This window comes from Bradyrhizobium oropedii, assembly GCF_020889685.1.
In the GTDB taxonomy this organism is placed as follows: domain Bacteria; phylum Pseudomonadota; class Alphaproteobacteria; order Rhizobiales; family Xanthobacteraceae; genus Bradyrhizobium; species Bradyrhizobium oropedii.
Window position 1 is genome coordinate 1 of the sequence record NZ_JACMYO010000030.1, and the last position, 15,948, is coordinate 15,948.

General features: G+C 63.4%; 17 protein-coding genes and 1 tRNA gene. 11 read left to right on the forward strand and 7 right to left on the reverse strand.

Annotation, left to right across the window (positions count from 1 at the left end; all coding sequences use genetic code 11):
• Positions 1–2: 2 nt before the first annotated feature.
• Positions 3–482, reverse strand: coding sequence for an outer membrane protein assembly factor BamE (locus H8A95_RS11135; protein WP_420839372.1), 480 nt, complete (start codon positions 480–482; stop codon positions 3–5).
• A gap of 134 nt (positions 483–616) precedes the next feature.
• On the opposite strand from H8A95_RS11135, the gene H8A95_RS11140 reads away from it, so the two are divergent.
• From H8A95_RS11140 to H8A95_RS11165, 6 genes are all read left to right on the forward strand, one after another.
• Positions 617–1,168: a ubiquinol-cytochrome C chaperone family protein gene (locus H8A95_RS11140; RefSeq protein WP_229183218.1), complete on the forward strand. Its 552-nt coding sequence runs from the start codon at positions 617–619 to the stop codon at positions 1,166–1,168.
• A complete protein-coding gene (locus H8A95_RS11145; RefSeq protein WP_229183219.1) occupies positions 1,165–1,767 on the forward strand; it encodes a YceD family protein in 603 nt (200 codons plus the stop codon). Before H8A95_RS11140 ends, H8A95_RS11145 begins: the two co-directional genes overlap by 4 nt.
• 322 nt (positions 1,768–2,089) lie before the next feature.
• The gene (gene plsX / locus H8A95_RS11150; RefSeq protein ID WP_163163377.1) at positions 2,090–3,151 is read left to right on the forward strand and encodes a phosphate acyltransferase PlsX; all 1,062 of its coding nucleotides are present in this window, start codon (positions 2,090–2,092) and stop codon (positions 3,149–3,151) included.
• Positions 3,148–4,125 (forward strand): beta-ketoacyl-ACP synthase III, encoded by a 978-nt coding sequence (locus tag H8A95_RS11155; RefSeq protein ID WP_229183220.1) that lies wholly within the window; start codon positions 3,148–3,150, stop codon positions 4,123–4,125. Before plsX ends, H8A95_RS11155 begins: the two co-directional genes overlap by 4 nt.
• A 130-nt stretch (positions 4,126–4,255) precedes the next feature.
• Positions 4,256–4,591, forward strand: a complete 336-nt coding sequence (locus H8A95_RS11160) for an integration host factor subunit alpha (RefSeq protein ID WP_035631661.1) — start codon at positions 4,256–4,258, stop codon at positions 4,589–4,591.
• Between the two features lie 128 nt (positions 4,592–4,719).
• Entirely contained in the window at positions 4,720–5,313 is a 594-nt protein-coding gene (locus H8A95_RS11165; RefSeq protein ID WP_229183221.1) for a MerR family transcriptional regulator, read from the forward strand.
• 10 nt (positions 5,314–5,323) lie between these two features.
• Here H8A95_RS11165 and H8A95_RS11170 read toward each other — a convergent pair.
• Together H8A95_RS11170 and H8A95_RS11175 are read right to left on the reverse strand one after the other, a co-directional pair.
• Positions 5,324–5,401 (reverse strand) — tRNA-Pro (locus tag H8A95_RS11170).
• A gap of 132 nt (positions 5,402–5,533) precedes the next feature.
• Entirely contained in the window at positions 5,534–6,046 is a 513-nt protein-coding gene (locus H8A95_RS11175; protein WP_163162412.1) for a MarR family transcriptional regulator, read from the reverse strand.
• Positions 6,047–6,499: 453 nt separating this feature from the next.
• Here H8A95_RS11175 and H8A95_RS11180 point away from each other — a divergent pair, with 453 nt between their 5' ends.
• The 3 genes from H8A95_RS11180 (at position 6,500) to H8A95_RS11190 (ending at position 10,072) form a co-directional block, all read left to right on the forward strand.
• Positions 6,500–8,035, forward strand: a complete 1,536-nt coding sequence (locus tag H8A95_RS11180; RefSeq protein ID WP_229183222.1) for a porin — start codon at positions 6,500–6,502, stop codon at positions 8,033–8,035.
• 449 nt (positions 8,036–8,484) lie between these two features.
• Positions 8,485–8,733, forward strand: coding sequence for a hypothetical protein (locus H8A95_RS11185; RefSeq protein WP_420839373.1), 249 nt, complete (start codon positions 8,485–8,487; stop codon positions 8,731–8,733).
• 376 nt (positions 8,734–9,109) lie between these two features.
• On the forward strand, positions 9,110–10,072 hold the full coding sequence (locus tag H8A95_RS11190; protein ID WP_229183223.1) for an SDR family oxidoreductase: 963 nt from the start codon (positions 9,110–9,112) through the stop codon (positions 10,070–10,072).
• 146 nt (positions 10,073–10,218) lie between these two features.
• Here the strand turns inward: H8A95_RS11190 and H8A95_RS11195 are convergent, their stop codons facing one another.
• The 4 genes from H8A95_RS11195 to H8A95_RS11210 form a co-directional block, all read right to left on the reverse strand.
• Positions 10,219–10,698 carry a GcrA family cell cycle regulator gene (locus tag H8A95_RS11195; protein ID WP_229183260.1) on the reverse strand — a complete coding sequence of 160 codons (480 nt, stop codon included), beginning with the start codon at positions 10,696–10,698 and terminating at the stop codon, positions 10,219–10,221.
• Positions 10,699–10,801: 103 nt separating this feature from the next.
• A complete protein-coding gene (locus tag H8A95_RS11200) occupies positions 10,802–11,002 on the reverse strand; it encodes a hypothetical protein (protein ID WP_044542480.1) in 201 nt (66 codons plus the stop codon).
• 163 nt (positions 11,003–11,165) lie between these two features.
• The gene (locus H8A95_RS11205) at positions 11,166–12,992 is read right to left on the reverse strand and encodes an AMP-binding protein (protein WP_229183224.1); all 1,827 of its coding nucleotides are present in this window, start codon (positions 12,990–12,992) and stop codon (positions 11,166–11,168) included.
• A 222-nt stretch (positions 12,993–13,214) separates the two neighbouring features.
• Positions 13,215–14,156 (reverse strand): acetamidase/formamidase family protein, encoded by a 942-nt coding sequence (locus H8A95_RS11210; RefSeq protein WP_229183225.1) that lies wholly within the window; start codon positions 14,154–14,156, stop codon positions 13,215–13,217.
• Between the two features lie 66 nt (positions 14,157–14,222).
• Between H8A95_RS11210 and H8A95_RS11215 the strand changes: the two genes are divergently transcribed.
• Both H8A95_RS11215 and H8A95_RS11220 read left to right on the forward strand, forming a co-directional pair.
• Positions 14,223–15,017: a YdcF family protein gene (locus H8A95_RS11215; protein WP_229183226.1), complete on the forward strand. Its 795-nt coding sequence runs from the start codon at positions 14,223–14,225 to the stop codon at positions 15,015–15,017.
• 92 nt (positions 15,018–15,109) lie between these two features.
• On the forward strand, positions 15,110–15,895 hold the full coding sequence (locus tag H8A95_RS11220; protein ID WP_229183227.1) for a DUF169 domain-containing protein: 786 nt from the start codon (positions 15,110–15,112) through the stop codon (positions 15,893–15,895).
• The last annotated feature ends 53 nt before the right edge of the window (positions 15,896–15,948 follow it).

The window sequence follows — 15,948 nt, forward strand, 5'->3', positions numbered from 1 at the left end:
TGCTAGTTGAAGCTCAGCAGCTTGAACAGCGGTGTCAGGTAAGACATTTCCTGGCCCGACGTCGGCGTGGTGCGGCTTACGAAGTCGAAGATCTTGCCGTCCTTCAGGCCGTAATTGGCGAGCCGGCGCACCTGGCGGTTCTTGTCGAAGTAAACCGCGATGACGCGCTGGTCGACCACGTGCTGGTTCATGAAGGCGACCGGGCGCGAGGTCCGTTGCGAGATGTAGTAGAACACCTCACCATCCAGCGTTGCCACCGTCGACGGCGTGCCGAGCACGATCAACACCTGATCCTGGCTCGCGCCGATCGGAATCTGCTCGAGCGCCCCATCGGGCAGGATGTAGCCCTTCTGGAATTGTTCGCCGGTGCAGCCGCCGAGCGCCGCGGAGCAGATGAGGCCAACGACCGCGATGGCACGGAAGCGCGAAAGGAACCCGCGCGCGGAAGCCACGCGAGACTGTCTTGGAAGGGTGTGGTTCATCGGCGGAACTGATCCGTCCTCTTGCATCGGCCGGGGCATTGACGTACCGGGCAGCTCAATGGATTGCAATCGTGCCGAGCGCCACGGGCGACCCCTCAACAGGGTCTTTTGGGGACCGGCAGCCGGAACCCGTCATGCTTTGGCCGTTCAATCACTTCAGAAAACCCCGGGTGCCCGCGCGCAGCACCATTGAGACCATCTATGGCATGATCGTGACGCAGGCGCGAGAACCGTTGTTTTACCGTGACTTGGGCGTTCCGGACACGGTTAATGGCCGTTTTGACCTGCTTCTGATGCATCTGTGGCTGGTGCTGCGGCGATTGAAATCCGTCGAGGGCGGCGTGGAGCTGTCGCAGGCCCTTTTCGACCATTTCTGCATCGACATGGACGACAATCTCAGGGAAATGGGCGTCGGCGACCTCACGGTGCCCAAGCGCATGCAGGCGTTCGGCGAGGCCTTTTACGGCCGTACCGCAGCCTATGATCTGGCGCTGACCGATGGCGAGGGGGCCCTGGCCGAGTCGTTCTGCAAGAACATCCTCAATGGCCAGCACCTCGACAAGGCGCGCGAACTGGCCGCCTATGCCCGCGAGGCGATGACGGTGCTGGGTCAGGCTGACCTCGCGGCGCTGACCAAGGGCGCGTGGCAGTTTCCCGCGCCGCAGGCTGCGGGGACCCCGGCATGACCAGCGACACCACAGGACGGCCCGATGCACCGCGCAACCGCGATGACCGCGACCCTTGGCGCGTGCTGGTCAATGTCGCGCAGATCCCCGAGACCGGCCTGCATCGTGAGATCTCGGCCGACGAGGCAGCGCGCAAGGCAATGGCCGAGGTCGCGGAGCTGCGTGAAGTCATCTCTGCGCATGCCGAGTTCGATCTGCAGCCCAAGCGCGACGGCAGCTACCACGTCACCGGCCGCGTTCAGGCCCGGATCGGGCAGACCTGCGTGGTGACGCTCGATCCGATCGAGAACGAGATCGACGAGCCGATCGACGTGGTGTTCGCGCCGCCCGAGCAGATTCCCGAGATGGCCGACCTGGTCGACGACGCCGAGGACAGCGATGAGGAAACGCCGGACCCGCCGGAGCCGATCGTCGGCGGCTTCATCGATCTCGGCCGGCTCGCCACCGATGCGTTGTTTCTCGGCATAGACCCGCATCCGCGCAGGGCGGATGCGGTCTTTGAACAACAGGTTGAGGCGCCTGATCCGGAAAATCATCCCTTCGCGGCGCTGAAGGCGCTGCAGGACAAGGCCAACGGCAAGAAGCCCAAGGGTAACTGAGGGCAATTGAGGGCAGCTCGCGCCAACATTTGAGGGGATGGCTTGTCTGCAGGCTTGCGCGAGCGGTGTTCGGCGTCACTTCAAATAACTGTCATAATACATTGAAGTACAATGTATTTCTGGTATTGTTCGACCGCGGTGTGTGACGGTTCGGCGAGTCCATCCTTTGCGGTCAAGAGGTTGTGCCGGACCGTGGACACGCTATTGTCGCGGCCCGGCCGGAACCCGATTTGGTGTTTGGCCGCGCGCCGTTGACGGCGGTGACTTCAAGCTCGCGGTCTTCGTCTGAAGGGCTGTGGGAGAGCAGGCTTCCGGGACGTTCATGCCTCAAAAGGTTCGAATCGCGCTTGACGCCATGGGGGGCGATGTCGGCGCATCGGTCGTCATACCCGGCGCCGCGATTTCGTTGAGTCGTCATCCCGACAGCGAATTCCTGCTGGTCGGAGACCGGGCCCAGATCGAGCCGGAGCTGGCCAAGCATCCGGCGCTGAAGGCGGTATCGAAGGTGATCCATACCGACGTCGCCGTGAAGAATGACGAGAAGCCGAGCCAGGCGCTGCGGCGAACCCGCCGTGCCTCGTCGATGTGGCTCGCGATCGACGCGGTGAAGCATGGCGAGGCCGATGTCGCGGTCTCCGCCGGCAACAGCGGCGCATTGATGGCGATGGGGAGCCTCAATCTGCGGACGCTGCCCGGCGTCGACCGTCCGGCGCTCGCCGCGGTGTGGCCGACGCTGCGCGGCGATTCCGTGGTGCTCGATCTCGGCGCCACGATCGGCGGCGACGCCCGTCATCTGGCGACGCTGGCGGTGATGGGCAGCGCCATGGCGAGCGTGCTGTTCAACCTCGAACGGCCGACCGTGGGCCTGCTCAACATCGGGTCCGAGGAGATGAAGGGGCATGGGGAAATCCGCGAGGCGGCCGAGATGCTGCGCGCGATGAACTCGACCCAGTTCAACTATGTCGGCTTCGTCGAGGGCGACGCGATCGGCAAGGGGCTGACCGACGTCATCGTGTCGGAAGGTTTCAGCGGCAATATCGCGCTCAAGGCCGCCGAGGGAACCGCGCGCCAGATGTTCACGCTGCTGCGCGAGGCGATGTCGTCGAGCTGGCTTGCGCGGATCGGCTATCTGCTTGCCCGCGGCGCGTTCCAGAAGCTGCGCGACAAGCTCGATCCCAACAAGTCGAATGGCGGCCTGCTGCTCGGCCTCAAGGGCGTGGTGGTCAAGAGCCACGGCGGCACCAACGCGGAAGGCTTTGCCTATGCGGTCGATGTTGGCTATGAGATGGCCCACTTCGATCTCCTCACCAAGATCAATCAGATGTTAAACCGCGACGGTAGCGCGCTGGTGCAGGCGCAAACCGCGCAGGAGGCTGTCTCGTGACTGCGATACGTTCGGTAGTGCTCGGCTGCGGCTCATATCTGCCGCAGCGGGTTTTGACCAATGCCGAACTGGCTGCTCGGATCGACACGTCGGATGACTGGATCGTGCAGCGCACCGGCATCAGCGAGCGCCACATCGCGGCGGATGACGAGTTCACCTCGCATCTTGCGATCAATGCGGCGCGCGCCGCGCTCGCCGACGCCAACATCGACGCCCAGTCGATCGACCTGATCGTGCTGGCGACCTCGACGCCCGACAACACCTTTCCGGCCACCGCAGTCGCAGTCCAGCACGCGCTCGGCATCAACCACGGCGTGGCCTTCGATCTGCAGGCGGTGTGTTCCGGCTTCGTCTTTGCGCTGACCACCGCGGATAATTTCCTGCGCGCCGGCAGCCACAAGCGGGCGCTGGTGATCGGTGCCGAAACCTTCTCGCGCATCCTCGACTGGAGCGACCGCGGCACCTGCGTGCTGTTCGGCGACGGTGCCGGCGCGGTTGTGCTGGAGGCGCAGCAGCATTCCGGCACGATCAGCGATCCCGGCGTGCTGACGACGCATCTGCGCTCCGACGGGCGCCACAAGTCCAAGCTGTTCGTCGACGGCGGTCCCGGCTCGACCAAGACGGTCGGACATCTCCGGATGGAGGGCCGCGAGGTGTTCAAGCACGCCGTCGGCATGATCACCGACGTGATCGTCGATGCGTTCAACGCCACCGGCCTGAACGCCGACGACATCACCTGGTTCATCCCGCACCAGGCCAACAAGCGAATCATCGATGCGTCGGCGCACAAGCTTCATATTGCGCCGCAGAAGGTGGTCTTGACGGTCGACAAGCACGGCAACACCTCGGCGGCCTCGATCCCGCTGGCGCTGTCGGTCGCGGTGAAGGACGGACGCGTCAAGAAGGGCGATCTGGTGCTGTTCGAGGCGATGGGCGGCGGCTTCACCTGGGGCTCGGCGCTCGTGCGCTGGTAGCGCATCGCCAAAGAGTATCAGCAGGTTGCCGGCATCTTTCCGGCGCCCGGATGCTGGTCGCTGTTGACCATTGCGCGCTAAGCTTTTAATTTCAGTCAAGAAATTGTTCGCCGAGAGTGCGGGGCAGGCGATGACCACGGGAACCGGAAAAACAGTTACGCGCGTCGATTTGTGTGAGGCGGTCTACCAAAAGGTGGGTCTGTCGCGCACGGAATCGTCGGCGTTTGTCGAGTTGGTGCTGAAGGAGATCACCGATTGCCTGGAAAAGGGCGAGACGGTGAAGCTGTCCTCATTCGGCTCCTTCATGGTGCGCAAGAAGGGCCAGCGTATCGGCCGCAATCCGAAGACCGGCACCGAGGTGCCGATCTCGCCGCGGCGGGTGATGGTGTTCAAGCCGTCGGCGATCCTGAAGCAGCGGATCAATGGCCATGTCGTCACCAATGGCGACGGCAGCAAGGCCGATTAGAGCGTTTTCAAGCGAAGTGGATACCCGGTTCGCGTGAAGAAAACGCGGCAAAACCAGAATCTGGGGCCCCGTTCCGATCCAATCGGAACGGATGAGGCTCCAGGCATTGAAGCCAGAGGAGCGGGCATTTGGACAAGGCGCCGGATGCGTTCCGTACCATCAGCGAAGTCGCTGACGAGCTCGATATTCCCCAGCATGTGCTGAGATTCTGGGAAACGCGCTTCGCGCAGATCAAGCCGATGAAGCGCAGCGGCGGACGCCGCTATTACCGGCCCGACGACGTCGACCTGCTCAAGGGTATCCGCCGGCTGCTCTATGGCGAGGGCTACACGATCCGCGGTGTGCAGCGGATCCTGAAAGAGCACGGCATCAAATCGGTGCAGGGCATTGCCGACCAGACTGCGGCGGTTTCGTTCGGCGCGGTCGAGGAGGCGGTCGGCAACAGCATGGCCGAGCCGGACGATCCCGAGAGCAATGACGGCCTCGATTTCGACGGCGAGGAGGGCGACGGCGACGAGAAGGGAATCGACTACCGATTCGTCGATCCCGACGAAGATCCGATCCTGTCGACCTACAAGGCGCACGCCCACCCGGGGAAAGCGTCCGCGGCACCGCTGGTGCGCCCCTCCGTTCCGTCGTTGGATCGGGAGCGGCTCGAACGCGTGCTGCAAGAGCTGGTTGCCTGTCGACAGATGATCGACGCGGCGATGAAGGACGGCTGAATTTAAAGAATGGTCGGAGCGAGAGGATTTGAACCTCCGACCCCTAGTCTCCCAGACTAGTGCGCTAACCGGGCTGCGCCACGCTCCGATGCCGTTCCATTAGCCGCGATCCTGTGTTCGCGCAAGGCGGAGTAGGCCTTATAATGGCTGCCATCCGGGCGGCATCGGTTCCCTGAAAGCATTCGACGGCGCTATTTTCCGCCCAATGCGGCCCGCCGCGTCAGTTCTCGATATCCATCGCGGCGATCAGGCAGGCCTTTTCCAGGCGATTGTTGAGCATCGCAAGCTTGGCCGTGAACTCGGCCAGTTCAGTCTCGCTGAATTCCTCGAACACGGTCTTCTTGAACGCCTTGTGCTGCTCGGCGAGGCCGGCCAGATGCTTTCTGGTCTTGTCGGTCAGCGACAGCCGAACCACGCGGGCATCGGCCGGGGAGGGCGAGCGATGCAGCAATTCCTTCTGCTCGAGCAGCTTCGACTGCGTGGTCACGAACGACGGATCGACGTGCAGCAGCTTCGACACCACGTTGATCGGCACGCCGTCATCCTTGTCGAGATCCGAGATGGCGATGAGAATCATCCACTGCGGACCGCTGACGCCAAGCGCCTTGCCCCAGAGTTGGCGGACTCGTTCGAGATGCGAATTGATGGACGAGATCTCGAGCGTAAAGCGCTTGATGATGTCGAGATGCTCGATGGCGCGCAGGCGCGTCGTATCCTTCCTGGTCACTGACACAGCTTCCCCTTCCCTAGGTGCCGACTCAGCTTTTTGCTGATTTATTTCTTGATTCCCGCTCGGCGCGGTATTTTTTCTCGTAAGTCGGTCAGGAAGGCAAGTGAACGCAAAGCAATTATGATGCTCATGTGACGATTGAGCTTTTTGAGGTGCGACAAATTTGCCCATGGATGCAAGGGGCTTAGGGGCAGCGTTGCTGACGAGCCACAGTGTGGCCGCATTCGCATTCCTGACTTTATAAACTATTTTGATTGGCGAACTCGCCAATGCATATTGAACCCGGCGGTAGGGGAATCTCGATCGTCCCGTTGCGGTGATCGTTCAAGTCCGTCGCACACCACAGATTGATCTGCGGGTGCGGGGTTTGGGGAAAACGGTCTTGGACAATGCGGGAGGATCACGGGGCGCTCGCGGCCTCGGACTCTCCGCATATGAGCAACTTGGAGGTTTAATATGAAATTGGCGAAGAGCCTTATTCTGAGCTCGGCTGCTGCGCTGGTCGCGGTCGGCGGGGCACAGGCGGCCGATCTTCCCGTGAAGGCCAAAGCGGTCGAGTACGTGAAGGTTTGCTCGCTTTATGGTCCGGGCTTCTACTACATCCCCGGCACCGACACCTGCATCAAGCTGGGCGGCTATGTGCGCGCTGACTTGGTTGTCAACGGCAACGGCGTCTACGGCCCGAACACCAACGGTGCCAGCGGTGCCAACAACCGTTTCACCAACGGCTACACCTGGCGTTCGCGTGAAGACCTGAACATCGATACGCGCACCGCGACCGAGTACGGCGTGGTCCGCACCTATTTCGATGCGGTGTTCACCTGGACCTCGGACACCTACACCGGCCAGGGCAACGGCTCGAGCGTCTACTCGGCGATCGGTTCGTCTGCTGCGCCGAACAATGCCGGTTCGGGTAACGTCGCTGCCGGCACGGTCGGCGTCTACTACGCCTTCATCCAGTTCGCCGGTTTCACCATCGGTAAGGCGGTCTCGCAGTTCGCTGCTCCCTGGAACGGTTATCCGGGCAACAACTACGACGCTCTCGTCGGCGGCGTGAACACCACCAACGGCATCAACCAGTTCACCTACACCGCGCAGTTCGGCAACGGCGTGTCGCTCGCTCTGTCGGCGCAGGACCAGGTTGCGTACATGCAGGCTGGCGTGAACAACCTCGGTGTTGGCGGCGCTTACGGCTCCAGCGACTACGCCGGCACGGTCGCGCCGGACTTCGTCGCCTCGCTCAAGGTCGATCAGGCCTGGGGCATCTTCCAGGCGTCGATCGCTGCGCATGACAACCACGCTGCCTACTACGGCGGCACCGAGTTGACCGGTCATCCCGACGACAAGTGGGGCTGGGCTGGTGCACTGGCCCTGTCGATCAAGAACATCCCGACCGGACCCGGCGACACCATCAACATCCAGGGCGTCTACACCGACGGTGCGACCCGTTACAACATCCAGGAACTGGCCAGCGGCCTCAGCTCGATCGCCATCTACGGCGGTTCGAACCTGCCGGGCGCCTATGGCAGCGTTGGCTTCGGTACGGCACCCGACACGGTGTTCGGCCCCGGCGGTCAGCAGCAGTCCATCAAGACCTGGGGCTTCCGCGGCGCGTACACCCACAACTGGGATCCCTACTGGAACACCAGCTTGTACGGTGCTTACGCTGCGGTCATGTACAACGACACGGCTAAGTCGCTCATCTGCGGCGTCGGCGGCGTCGGTGGCACGTTCCGCGCAGCCTTCGCTGGCGGCGCTGGCGTGACCAGCTGCAACCCCGACTACAACATCGGGCAGCTCGGCCTGATCACCCGTTGGACCCCGGTCAAGAACCTGACCTTCTCGGCAGACGTGACCTACGTCCATCTCGATCAGAAGTATGCTGGCACGATCACCACCTCGTCGGCTGGTATCGGCAAGCCGGTCGCGACCTACGAGCTGAAGAATCAGGACACTGTCCAGATGCTCTTCCGCGCTCAGCGCAACTGGTAATCCCGGTTGATCTGATCACGATCCAACAGAACCCCGGCAGGCAACTGCCGGGGTTTTTGTTTAGCGAATATCAGTAGCGGATGGTGCTGCGACTTCGCGCGACATGGTTGCCGGTTGGCGTGAAAGAAACTGCACCAGGCCTGAGTTTATAGAGCTTCCAGCTGCGTCATTTCGGCCCACGCGAACGACGAAGACGAGCCATGCGATTCATTGGCCGCAAACTTATTTACTTACCTGATCTACTAAACTATATACGGACTGGCCAACACATTGAATGATGGCTCTTAGCTTGCTGCTAAGCCTCCCAAACCTCCGGCAATGCCCTGCCGGAGGTTTTTGATTCAAGGCCTGAGCCTGAGCTGCGCCTTCCATCGTGACGCGCGCGGCCACCGGCAATTGCCGATCGCAAGCGGGCACACGTCCCGGCGCCGATTCGACGCCGTCAAGATTTGACGGAATCGATCCGCAGTGCATTCTCGTCATTCATGGGACGCTTCAAGAACAGCCGGCTGGCGCGCATGAGCAGCGGCCACTATTGCTTGATACGGGATCTCGGGCTGGTGAAGGGCGGCAAGGGATTGCGGCACCATGAAGTGGTCATCGACTTCTCGTGGCGCGGCCTCTTCAAGCTGGCGGTGAGCGCCGGCACCAGCGTCCTGCGGCGCCGCGCTGCTGTGCGCATCGAGACTGCCGAATAGCGCTTTGCTCAGCGTGAAGCTGTCCTCACCAGCGCCGTGATTTGACGCGGGCTTGCGTGCCGTCTGCAGCGGCGGCGCTGGAAATTCCGGTTGCGATCGCCATCAGCGTTGTCGCGACGAGTCCGTTCAGGATGTTCACGATCATCGTCTCCGATTGTCGATGTCGGATTGTTCGCCGCGCGGAATGGTCTCGTTACGCCGCCGTCTGCTTCAATCTGCTGCAAGCGGCTCACTTGCGCGTGAGGGACGGGCGCCGTTGCTGGGCGATAATTCGCTGATGTAAGGTGTCTCAGCCAAGTGGTTGGGACTGCGATCCGCGCTCCAGCCGAATGAAGAAGAAGCAGGGCAAGAAAGTCAGGGAAGGAACGGATCTCACATGAAGGATTTTGCCGGAAAGATTGCCGTCATCACCGGTGGCGGCACGGGCATGGGGCGCGAGCTCGCACGGCAGCTGGTTGCCGAGGGATGCAATGTCGCGATGTGCGACGTCTCGGCCGAGGCGATGGCCGAGACCAAGCGGCTCTGCGAGGTCGAGAAGTTGCCGCAGGGCCTGCGCATCACCACGCACGTTGCCGACGTCTCGATCGAGGATCACTACAAACGTTTCCGCGACGAACTGATCGAGCAGCAGGCGACCGACAAGATCCACCTGCTGTTCAACAACGCCGGCATCGGCGGCGGCGGCAGCCTGTTCACCAACACCCGCGAGCAATGGGAGCGCACCTTCAACATCTGCTGGGGCGGCGTCTATCTCGGCGTCCGCACCTTCCTGCCGCTGCTGGTGAAGGCCGACGAGGCGCACATCGTCAACACCTCGAGCGTCAATGGATTCTGGGCCTCGGTCGGTTTGGGCGTATCGCACACGGCCTACAGCGCGGCGAAATTCGCGGTGAAGGGATTCACCGAGGCGATGATTAACGATCTCCGTCTCAACGCGCCGCATGTGAAGTGTTCTGTTGTGATGCCCGGTCACATCGGCACCTCGATCGTGTCGAACTCGCGCAAGGTGCAGAACGGCGCCGACCAGCTCAACGTCGACGAGCTCAAACAGGTCCGTCAGCGGCTGCAAGGGCAGGGAATTGATGTCGCCAAGATGTCGGATGCCGACATCCAGCAGCTCGCGCTGGATCGTGCCCGCATCTTCCACAATGAGGCGCCGACCACGGCGGCGGCCGCCGCCAAGATCATCCTTGACGGCGTCAAGGCCGACCGCTGGCGCATCCTGGTCGGCGACGACGCGCATCTGCTCGACGAGCGCGTGCGCAAGACCCCGGAACAGGCCTACACGCCGGAGTTCTACCAGGACCTCGTTGCGGCGACCGGCTGGAAGGTCGGCTGATTACAGAAGACCCGTCACCCTGAGGTGGCCGCTCCTTCAGCGGCCCTCGAAGGGTCGACGGCCCGACTGTGGGGCCGTTCATCCTTCGAGGCTCGCTCCGCTCGCACCTCAGGATGACGGGATCAGCGCTTCCTTGTTGCTATCGACTACCCGCGCATCGCGCGCTGGCGTGATCCCGCCTGATAGGCGAGGCGGTAATGCCCTGAGCAATAGGGCATGCCGCCGAGCGGCGGGTTGCCGCAGAAGCAGAAATCGTCGGCGCCCGGGGTGCTGATCGGCCAGCGGCAGCGCTGCTCGCTGAGCTCGAACAGCGAGCAATTGTTGGCGCTGACGACCGGCGCCTCGTCGGGTTCTTCTTCGTAGACCGCCTGGAGCAACCGGAGCTGCTGCTTCGCAGTCGCCCGTTGCGCGGCGTGCGCGGCTGATTTCTTGCGCCGGGCGCGGCGTTCGTCCGGCGTCGTGCGCATGAGGTTCAGCCGCGACAGCTTGCCGATCACCGCATTGCGGCTGACGCCGATATTGACGGCGATGTCGCGGCAGGAGAGGCCGGCTTCGAAATAGATCTTGAGTTGGTCGACGCGCTCCGGCGTCCAGGTTGGTTGAAGTGTCGGTTCGTTGGCAATCATCTGACGGTTCCACGTTCTGTGTTGAACCGCCGCGCCGGCACACGCGCCCCTAGTTCTTGAGCTCCGCGCAAACGCTTCGCGTTTGTCGCGGGGGATCATGCTCTCAGGGCGCGCGACCGTTATCGCGGATTGCAAGCAACCCGTCCTTGATGGCGAGCCGAATGCCTTCCTCGATCAATGTCCGTGCGACGCCCGGGACGCTCGTGCCGTGGGTGCCCTGTCTCACCAGCCTCTCGAGGTATCCGATGGTCGAGAGCGCCAACGTGACCGGGACGCGGTCGGTTTCGGCCTTTTCCGTAGCCATGGTGAAACGCTAACTCTGAACGCCTGTACTGAAAAGTATCTATTTAGAGTCTATTTAGGAATGTGGCCGTCCGTCAAGCCGTACACCGAAAAATGCGGATAGCCGCGCCGGAGCTCAACTCCAGCGCGGTGACCTCGTCAGATTATTGAGGTGAATGAGATAGTTAGGGTTGCAATTCGACCTTAACCGGGAACTTCTTGAGAAGTCGCTCAGCCGTTTCGGCCTTGTCCGGAGGCGCTTTCACGCTCAGGTACAGCCCGCGGGACGGGTCGGTGATGGCGTCGACACTGACCTCGCCCGACAATCCTTCCAGCGCCAGCAGCTCACGCGCGGCCTCGCCGGCGGCGATCTCGCGCAGCTTCGGCTTGAAGATCTTGCCGACCGGCGTCACCGGCATCTCCGCAATCACCGACACCACGCGCGGGCGCGCCGGCGGCTCCAGGATGTTGTCCTGCACGAAAGCGGCGAGCGCATTCGGATCGATGTGGGTGCCGGGCTGGGCCGAGACGAACAGCATCGGCACTTCGCCGGCGTAGGTGTCGGGGCGTCCGACGGCGGCGGCAAGCGCCACGCCCGGAAACGCCAGCGCGGCGTCCTCGATCACGCGCGGATCGATGTTGTGGCCGCCGCGGATGATGACGTCCTTGGCGCGGCCCAGAATGTAGACGAAGCCGTCGGCATCGATCCGGCAGATGTCACCAGTGCGCAGCCAGCCGTCGCGGAACGCCTCATCGGTTTGCTTCTTGTCGACGTAGCCGGCGAACACCTGCGGGCCCCTGGTCAGGAGCTCGCCGACCGGCGACGGCCACGGCCCGGTGTGCAGCTTGTTGCCTTCGAGGATCGCAAGCTCGACCAGCGGATTGCGGGTGCCGACGCTTTCGGCGCGCGGCTTCACGCCGTGCACGTCATGGGTGATGGCGCCGGCGAGTTCGGTCATGCCGTAGAGCTGCTGGATGCAGGCGCCGCCCCAGGTCGCAAGGTAGCGCCGCTCGATCTCCGGCGGACAGATCGAGGCGCCGGTGGCGGTGACGCGAAGGGTCGAGATGTCGCTCTGTCCAACCGGAACGTCGGCCAGCGCCCCGAGTATGGTCGGCACGTTGCCGGCGATGTTGATGCGGTAGGTTTCGATGATTTGCCAGAAGTTCCGGACCAGCGCCGGATCGCGCGCGCCGGCGGGGCCGGGGATCACCATCGTCGTGCCGGCGGCAAGGCAATTGGCCGTGGTGCAGAACAGGCCGCCGACATGGAACAATGGCATCGTGATCATCGCACGCTCGCCGCGATGGAAATCGAGTGCCATCCGCGAGGAGACGGTGGAAGCGACCATCGCGCGGTTGGTGAGCCGCGCCACCTTGGGATGGCCGGTGGTGCCGCCGGTCGGCAGCATCACCGCGACGCGGTCGGCCTCGCTCATATCCTTCGACTTGCCGTAGTCGTCGCGCCAGGCGGGATCCGGTTGCAGCACCTTGCCGTCGAACGCGATGGCGCCGTCGAGCGGCACGATCACGATGCCTTTGAGCGACGGCACCTCGCGTTGCAGCCCCTCGATCCTCTCATAGAGCCCGCCCGGCATGCCGGGCGGCGGCGCCAGCAGCAGTTTCGCATTGATGGCATTGAGCTGGGCGACAATCGCTTCGCGGGTGAACAGCAAATTGAGCGGCTCGCCGACACCGCAGGCAGCGGCGCCGAAGATCGCGACGACGCTCGCCGGACAGGCCGGCAGCAGGATCGCGACCGCATCATCCTTGCCGATGCCCTGGCTGCGGAAATAGTTTTCGGCGGCCTTGATGCAGCCCATCAAATGATCGTTCGAGATCACGACCGGATTGGGATCGAGCGGCGAGCGCAGATAGATCGCGGCCTCGGCGTCCGGCGCGGCCTGCGGGCCGCGGGCAATGAGATCGAGGATGCGCGGGCAGGCGGCGAGCGTCTCCTGCATCTCCTTGTCACGCGCAGCCTCGTCGGCCGGCGAAAGCCTGTCCTTCAGCATGTCCGTCCCCGTCCATTTTTGTTCGTTGGAAGGAGGATTGTATCGAGCGGCGCTTGCCGAACACAAGTGCGGCTATTTGGCCCTCGGTCATTCCGGAGCGATGCGCAGCATCGAATCCTCGGGTGCGCAATTGCGCACCGGGGAATCTCGAGATCGGCTTGCGCGCGGACCAAGCACGAGATTCCGGGTTCTCGCTTCGCGAGCCCCGGAATGACGAGGTGGTCAGCCGTGGACCACCGATTTGGCGATCATGCAGTGAATACCCTTGGAGCCGTTGACCGTCTGCGTCACGCGCAGGTCGGCGGCCAGGCTGCACAGCGTGTAGGCGTCCTCGCGCGACAGATTGCGCTTCTCGCCGAGCAGCACGATCATGTCGCGCAGCGCCCGCACCACGCACTGGTCGAGATCGGGATCCATCGCCATGGTCATGTAATGGTCAGCGGTCTCGGCACGCGGATAGCCGAGCTTGAGATCCTTGCGCAAGGTGAGGCGAAAGCGCCCGGTCAGCGCGGTCTCGATCGCGGTGACGCAGACCTCACCGTCGCCCTGCACGCCATGGCCGTCGCCGCAGGAGAACAGCGCGCCCGGCACGAACACCGGCAGATAGAGCTTGGCGCCGGCCCCGAGCTCCTTGTTGTCGAGATTGCCGCCGATCGCGCGCGGGATCAGCGAGGAGATACGGCCCCAGGCCGGCGGCGGCGAGACGCCCATCACGCCGAAGAATGGTTTCAGCGGCAGGTCGAGCCCCCAGGGCATGCGGCCGACCATGCGCCCGCGATCGAGCGGGATGTTGAGGATGCGGGTCTCGTGGAAATCGTCGGGCAGGGTGCCGGACAGCGGCTTGATCAGGTTGTAGCCCCAGTCCTGGCGGAGCTGGACGTCGAGGATGTCGACCTCGAGCACGTCGCCGGGCTCAGCCCCGCTGACGGCGATCGGGCCGGTCAGGATGTGCCCGGGCACCATCCGCTCGTTCTTCGCATGGATGTCGTCGAGCTCCGGCGGCACATAGAACTTGCTGCGGTCGGGCACCACGTCGGCGCCGCCGCTGACGGTCTCGATCGTGACCTCGTCGCCGCTGGCGATCGTGAGGACCGGCTTCAGCTTTGCTTCGAAGAAGCCCCAATGGCAGGTTTCAGGACTGGATTTCAGGTGATGATGGGTCATGTGACGGCTTTTGATTGGTTTCCCAGCAGCGTATGACGCTGTAGCAGAACTTCGCAGAGGCTTCCCTTGTTTTTTGCGCTCTCCAAGACGCTCGGCATCATGCTGCTGCCGATCAATTTCCTGATCGGTATCGGCGTGATCGGCGCCGTGCTGTTGCCGACGCGGTTTGCGCGCCTCGGCCGCCGGCTGATGGTTACCGCACTGCTGCTGCTCGCGATCTGCGGCTTCTCGCCGCTCGGGAATATCCTGATCTCCGCACTGGAGCAGCGCTTCCCGCCATGGGACGCCTCGCGCGGCGCGCCCGACGGCATCATCGTGCTGGGCGGCTCGATCGATGCCGATTTGTCGGTCGCGCATGCCACGCCTGTCGTGCGCAGTGCCGCCGATCGCGTCATCGCGGCGGCGGCGCTCGCGCGCAAATATCCGAACGCGCGGCTCGTGTTCACCGGCGGCAGCGCGAACCTGATCTCGAACGATGCGCGCGAGGCCGACTATGCCGCCGAGATGTTCGAGAGCCTCGGTATTCCCGGATCGCGATTGGTCATCGAGCGCCGCTCGCGCAACACGGTGGAGAATGCCGAGTTCTCCAAGGCACTGGTCGATCCCAAGCCGGGCGAGCGCTGGCTGCTCGTGACCTCGGCCTATCACATGCCGCGTTCGGTCGGGTTGTTCCGCAAGGCGGGATTCAATGTCGAGGCTTATCCGGTCGACTGGCGCGTCGGCAATGTCATGAGCTTCGCGACGCTTGCGATCGAGGGGTTATCGCGTACCGATCTCGGGACACGGGAGTGGATCGGGCTGGTCGCGTATCATCTGGCCGGCAAGACCGATGATTGGCTGCCCGGACCGGCCGCACGTTGAGCCGCAGCACGAGCTTGTCGCTTCCCTTGTCCAATCGGGCTAACATCACGCCAACAGGCGGCGCCAAGCCGCCGATCACGGGAGTTTTCGCCATGCAACAGCAGACATCACCGGAACAGTTCGACCTCGGCGCGATCGTCACCGACCTGAACAATCTGCTGCGGCTGAAGACCACGGTCATCGGCATCAAGATGTTCGCGCGGGTCGAGGAGATGGAAGCGATCCCGAAGATCCGCCGTCCGTCGGCGGTTCATACCACCGACCAGATCGTCAGCATGGCCTCTCGGCTCGGCTGGACCGTCGGCATCACCGGCGACGATCTGGTCGGCGCGCAATGCCGTGCGGTGATCGGGCTCGCACCACAGGACGAGAAGTGGCTTGCCGGCGAGAATTATGTCGGCGTCTGGCACGGTACGGCCGAAGACGCACGCAAGCGCCAGGAGGCGCTCGACGTGGTGCCTTACGGCCAGTACCAGGCGATGGCGGTGAGCCCGCTGACCAGCGGCCGGCTCAATCCGCCCGACATCTGCCTCGTCTATGCGACGCCGGGACAGATGATCATCCTGATCAACGGTCTCCAGTATACCGGCTACAAGAAGTTCGAATGGGGCGTTGTCGGCGAGACCGCCTGCGCGGATTCGTGGGGGCGGGCGCTGAAGACCGGCGAGCCGAGCCTGTCGTTGCCGTGCTTCGCCGAGCGCCGCTACGGCGGCGTGCCCGACGAGGAGATGCTGATGGCGCTGCCGCCGGCCTATCTGGTGAAGGCGATCGCGGGTATGAAGCAGCTCGCCAAGAACGGCCTGCGCTACCCGATCGCGCCCTATGGCATCCAGGCCGACGTGCGCGCCGGCATGGGCGTGTCCTACGCCAAGAAATAGCCGATTGCGTCGCCGCGCCCGCGATGACAAAAGGGCGCCCAATTCGCTGCGCA